Raw genomic sequence first — 4,998 nt, 5'->3', positions numbered from 1 at the left:
AGCTTGTCGAAGCACGAAGTTATTCCCTAGCCTTTGATCACTCCGACCGGACGCAGGCGCGCGACTTTTTTCGAGATGCCGGCCAGATCCATCGTTTCGACCACGTCGGCGACGTCTTTATAGGCGTGCGGCATCTCCTCCGCCATGGTCGCGCGGCCCTGGTAGCGCGCGACGACGCCGCGGCGAGCCATCTCCTGGTCGATGTCGATGCCGTGGCTCTGTTTTTTTGACTGCGACCGGCTCATCACGCGGCCGGCGCCGTGGCACGTGCTGCCGAAAGTCTTCTGCATCGCCGCTTCCGTTCCGACCAGAAGATAGGAATAGCGCGCCATGTCGCCGGGGATTAGAATCGGTTGGCCGGTCTCCTGATACGCCCGCGGCACTTGCGGGTGTCGAGGGGGAAAGGCGCGCGTCGCGCCTTTCCTATGGACGCAGAGGCGGCGTTTTTTTCCGTCCACGACGTGGTCTTCCATCTTCGCGATGTTATGGCAGACATCGTAGATCAGCGAGAAACCCAGCTCGGCCGGACTGATATTCAGCGCTTTCATAAACGCCTTCTCCGCCAGGCTCATGATGACCTGCCGATTGACCCAGGCGTAGTTCGCGGCCGCGGCCATGGCGGAAAGATAGTCCTCTCCCTCGGGAGAACGGATCGGCGTGCAGGCCAACTGGCGGTCGGGCAGTTGAATCCCGTACTTCGCCATCGCGTGGTTCATCACCCTTAAAAAATCCTCGCACGTCTGATAGCCGAGGCCGCGCGAGCCCGTGTGAATCAATACGACGACTTGATCGGGCGACAATCCGAAGCTGTCGGCGACATCGGGCAAATATATTTCGTCAACCCGGCCGATCTCCAGAAAATGATTTCCCGAGCCGAGAGTGCCGACCTGTTTGAGACCGCGCTCGAGCGCGCGGTCGCTGACAAGGCCGGCGTCCGCGCTTTCGAGCCGGCCGCCTTCTTCCATATACTCCAGGTCTTCAGCGCGCCCGTAGCCGTGACTCACGGCCCAACGGGCGCCGTCCCTCAGCAAACGTTTCTCTTCTTCTTTGGAGAGCTTGGGAATCGCGCCTTCGCTGCCCACGCCGGATGGGATCAGCGCGAACAGCGCGTCCACGATCTGCGGAATTTTTTCGCGGATGTCCTTGAAGACCAGACCGGTCTTCACCAGGCGGACGCCTCAATTGATGTCGTAACCGACGCCGCCGGGCGAGACGACTCCGTCGGCGACGTCCATCGCGGCGACGCCGCCGATCGGAAAGCCGTAGCCCCAGTGGATGTCCGGCATCGCGAGCGAGTAGCCGACGATGCCCGGCAGGTGGGCAACGTTCATGACTTGTTTAAGACTGTTGTCTTCTTTCAGGGCGGAAAAAAGTTTTTCCGTGGCGTAGATCCGCCCCGGAACCCGCATCCCGCCCTGGCGGGGGATTTCCCAAAGACATTCTTCAATTCGTTTCAGTTTGATTTCGTTTTCAGCCATGTACCACCTATCGACGTGCAGGCAACGCTCTCGGCCTGGCCCTCACCTCATCCCTCTCCCTCAGGGAGAGGGCGAGGGAATTAGCAGGCTAGACATCGAAGATGACTCTGGCGTGCCATCGGTTATCTTCCTGCCACACCTTCAGTCCGTGGTAGGTCACGCCCTTGATCTCGGTGTGAAAGCGATGGCGCTGGAGGTCGAGCGCCTCTCCTTTGACTGTACCACCCAGCCGGCCCGGCTCAATACGAGTTACTTCGCACTGCTTGCCGACGAAACCTTTGAGGTTGAATTCAGCTAGAAGTTCCGAGAGCCAGGCCTGCAAGAGCTCTTCCCAGTCCTCGCCAGTCGCTGAAACTGAGATCTCCTGTTTGGGCTGGATTCCTCCCGTGTCGGCGATCAAGCCGTAGAACGCCTCGGCGGCGGTGGAAAAAAGTTTCGCCGCGCTTTCGGCTTCGACTTCGATACCGATGTCGGCGGTGTGGTCGATCTCGCGAAAGCTGTTGTCTCTCTCAGCCGCGGCCCGTCTCCTCTTCGCGTTGGGTGATCAGGGGAACGATCGCGTCCCGAATCGCCTTTTCGCTGACTTCGCCGAACTTTTCCTTGAAGCGCTCGACTGGAATGACCGCCTTCGCCATGGCCCGATGGCCTCCGGCGCTGCCGATGTCGTCGAACAGCCGCTTCATGATATCGCCCGCGCTCTTGACGTAACCGACGTTTCGCGCCGAGATCACGACCCGGTCGCCGGAAAGGCCCGAGACGATGCCCCACTCGACGCCCTCGATCTGCAGCGAAAACTCCGCCATCTGCGGAATCACGTCTTCGCGCTTGACCTCGCCCATGTGGATGACCGCGACGCCGTCGTTCAGTTGCAGGCGGGTGAGAGCCCGGCCCAAAGCTTCGAGGTCTTCGCGCGGCAACGCCGGCCGCTCCATTTTGGTGATCAAAGCGCGGTTCGCGAACGGGTAGAGGAACGTGAACGCCTCGACGTCTACGATGTGGCTGCCGCGTTCCAAAAACAGCGTGTCGGTCTTGATCCCGTAAAGCAGGGCGGTTGCGAGTCTCTGCGACGGCTCCATGCCCGCGGCGCGGAGATAGTCGGTGAAGATCGTCGAGGTCGCGCCGTAGTTGGTTCTGAGGTCGGAGAAGCGGGCGGAAAACGGCGCGCGCTTGGGGTGATGGTCCACCACCAGATCGACTCTGCCGAGTCGCTGCTGAAAATAGGGCGGCTGCACGTCGACGAGAGCGAGCCTGGCGCCGTCCTGGTGCAGGTCTTCGTAGGTGATTCGGTCGATTTGAATTTCTAAAAGCCGGATCATGGCGAGATTTTCCGGACGCGTGACCTCGCCGAAAGTGACGATCGGAGTCGTCGCCCGGTTTCGGCCCAAAAGCTCGCGGAGCGCCAGCGCGCTGCCGATCGCGTCCGGGTCGGGATCGTGCTGCAAGAGAATATGGATCTTGTCTTTTTCCTTGAACAGCGAGCGGATTTTGTCCACCCGGCGGCGGTTGATGGCGTCGAGCAGTTGAGGGGCGCAAAATTCCTCGAACATGTCTTCGAGCGGGAGTTGCCGCAGCAAAGAGTCCTTCTGCGCTCCGGTGGGGTCTTCACCGGAGGAAAGGGAGAGGATGGGGAGTTCCGGGTTGAACGTTCTCAGAAGCAGGTAAACCTGTTCTCGCAGAACACGATCCCGGATAAAAAGGATAACCTGGCCGACCTGGTCGAGGCGGGCCTTCTCGTAAGTCGATTCTTTTGTGAGATCACCCCACTGGCTGCTACCGCCGCGGCGTCTGATGCGCCGGGCGGCTTCCGCGTCCTCGACCAGAAAGAGGACCTCTCCTCGCTTGGTTGCGACCTTGCGCATGAATTGGAAGAGCAGATCGTCTTCACAGATGGCGAGATATTTCATAGGTGCATCCCCCTGAGGGGGACAATCGTAGCGCGGAGTCGGAGATGTTGAGACGGGAAAACGGCTGGCGAGAACCTTAGCATTTTCAATCCAGTTTTTCTACCGGACTTGAACCCTTCTACTGAAGCTTATAAGGAAATGGGAAAGCTTGGAATGGGGGCATCCAAAACAATGATCAACAGCGGCGAAAGAGGGTTCGGCCTTCCCAAATTCAGCGCCAAAGAGCGCGACCGGCGGTGGGGCAGGGTGCGGGAGCTGATGCGCGGCGCGGGAATGGACGCGATCATCGGCTTTCCCAATCAAAGCCACTGGGATCAGTTTCAGGCCGACATCCGCTATTTAACCCACATCGGCGGCCATCAGTACGAGGTCGCCGCGGTTTTTCCGCTCTCCGGCGAAGTGACCGCGTTCGTGCGCGGCGCCAACGAGGTCGAATGGTGGGGGATCGCTCAGGACTGGGTTAAAGACATCCGCGCGACGCGGCGCACCTGGGGCGAGCCGGTGATCGAGCGCATGAAAGAACTGAAGCTCGACGGCGCGCGCATCGGCGTCAGCGGCCTCAGCGGACTTCTGCGGGCGCCCGAAGGAACCGTCGTCGCCGGCATGCTGGAGAAAGTGAAAAAAGCATTTCCCAACGCGAAGATCGAGAACGCGACCGAACTGTTGCAGGACGCGCGCTCGGTCAAGGGCGTGGAGGAAGTCGCGTTTATCGAGCGGTCGGCTGGGATTTTGGACCGCGTCGTCGAGACGATCGTGGCGAAGGCGCGGCCGGGCGTGATGGAGAACGAAGTCGTCGCGGCGATCTGGCAGACGATCATCGGGAGCGGCGGCGATTACCCGTCGATGACGCACTGGGGCGCCGGCGCCGGAGTTCCCTGGGCGTCGCGCATGGCGCCGCACCGGAAGCTTCAGCCCGGCGACATGATCAACACCGAGCTCGAAGCCAAATACGGCGGCTACATCGCGCAGACGGTCCAGGCCGCCTGTCTCGGCAAAATTCCGCCGGAGCTCAAGCGCGCGTTCGAGGTCAGCGTCGCGATCTTCGACGATCTCGTCGCTTTCATGAAGCCGGGCGTTACTTACCGCGAGGTCATCCGGCGCTATCAGAATCTCGTCCGCGAAGCGAATCATATTCCGAAAGGCATGCTGCTCCACGGCCGCGGCATCGGCGAGGACCGGCCGCAGGTGACGGGCGAGGCGGACGTGGGCTACAACACGGCGCAGTACACCATGCACCTGGATATTCCATTGGTGGAGGGAAACGTGGTTGTCTTGAAGCCCGGCGCGATGCCGGCGGAGGCGCCGGACTCGATTCGCTGCGGCGACACGGTCGTGATCGGCGCCGCCGGCGCGCGCCGCCTGGGAAAAAGAAAATTCACTTTTCCGGAGATACTCTGAAACCCCTGTTCAGGGCCTTTTATGGGAATACGGATCACCCTTAACGCTGTGGCCGCCACTGTTTTGACCCTCACCCCTTCCCTCTCCCTCTGGGAGAGGGTGAGGGAATTTCGTCCGACCCTTCGACTTTGCTCGTTGGGTAATGAATCATGACGGCGCGGCGGCTCAGCGGCGATTCCATATTTCTTTTTTCCATCACCGCCGTCGTCCTTTACTTG

At 60.7% G+C, this 4,998-nt stretch carries 3 protein-coding genes and 1 pseudogene; 1 reads left to right on the top strand and 3 read right to left on the bottom strand.

The window, feature by feature from the left end; translation table 11 throughout:
* Positions 1 to 26: 26 nt before the first annotated feature.
* The 3 genes and pseudogenes from VGL70_13135 to VGL70_13125 form a co-directional block, all read right to left on the bottom strand.
* Positions 27 to 1,331, bottom strand: a pseudogene (locus VGL70_13135) (RtcB family protein).
* 235 nt (positions 1,332 to 1,566) lie between these two features.
* Positions 1,567 to 1,965 carry an archease gene (locus VGL70_13130; protein HEY3304469.1) on the bottom strand — a complete coding sequence of 133 codons (399 nt, stop codon included), beginning with the start codon at positions 1,963 to 1,965 and terminating at the stop codon, positions 1,567 to 1,569.
* Positions 1,966 to 1,987: 22 nt separating this feature from the next.
* Positions 1,988 to 3,382, bottom strand: coding sequence for a bifunctional oligoribonuclease/PAP phosphatase NrnA (locus tag VGL70_13125; GenBank protein ID HEY3304468.1), 1,395 nt, complete (start codon positions 3,380 to 3,382; stop codon positions 1,988 to 1,990).
* Between the two features lie 153 nt (positions 3,383 to 3,535).
* Between VGL70_13125 and VGL70_13120 the strand changes: the two genes are divergently transcribed.
* Positions 3,536 to 4,780 carry a M24 family metallopeptidase gene (locus VGL70_13120; GenBank protein ID HEY3304467.1) on the top strand — a complete coding sequence of 415 codons (1,245 nt, stop codon included), beginning with the start codon at positions 3,536 to 3,538 and terminating at the stop codon, positions 4,778 to 4,780.
* The last annotated feature ends 218 nt before the right edge of the window (positions 4,781 to 4,998 follow it).

Source organism: Candidatus Binatia bacterium (assembly GCA_036504975.1).
GTDB lineage: Bacteria > Desulfobacterota > Binatia > UBA9968 > UBA9968 > JAJPJQ01.
This window is presented reverse-complemented; position numbering and strand designations above follow the sequence as displayed.

Excerpts from the sequence above, each read along its gene's own strand:
- VGL70_13125 (HEY3304468.1), bottom strand. The coding sequence starts at position 3,382 with ATGAAATATCTCGCCATCTGTGAAGACGATCTGCTCTTCCAATTCATG.
- VGL70_13120 (HEY3304467.1), top strand. The coding sequence starts at position 3,536 with ATGGGGGCATCCAAAACAATGATCAACAGCGGCGAAAGAGGGTTCGGC.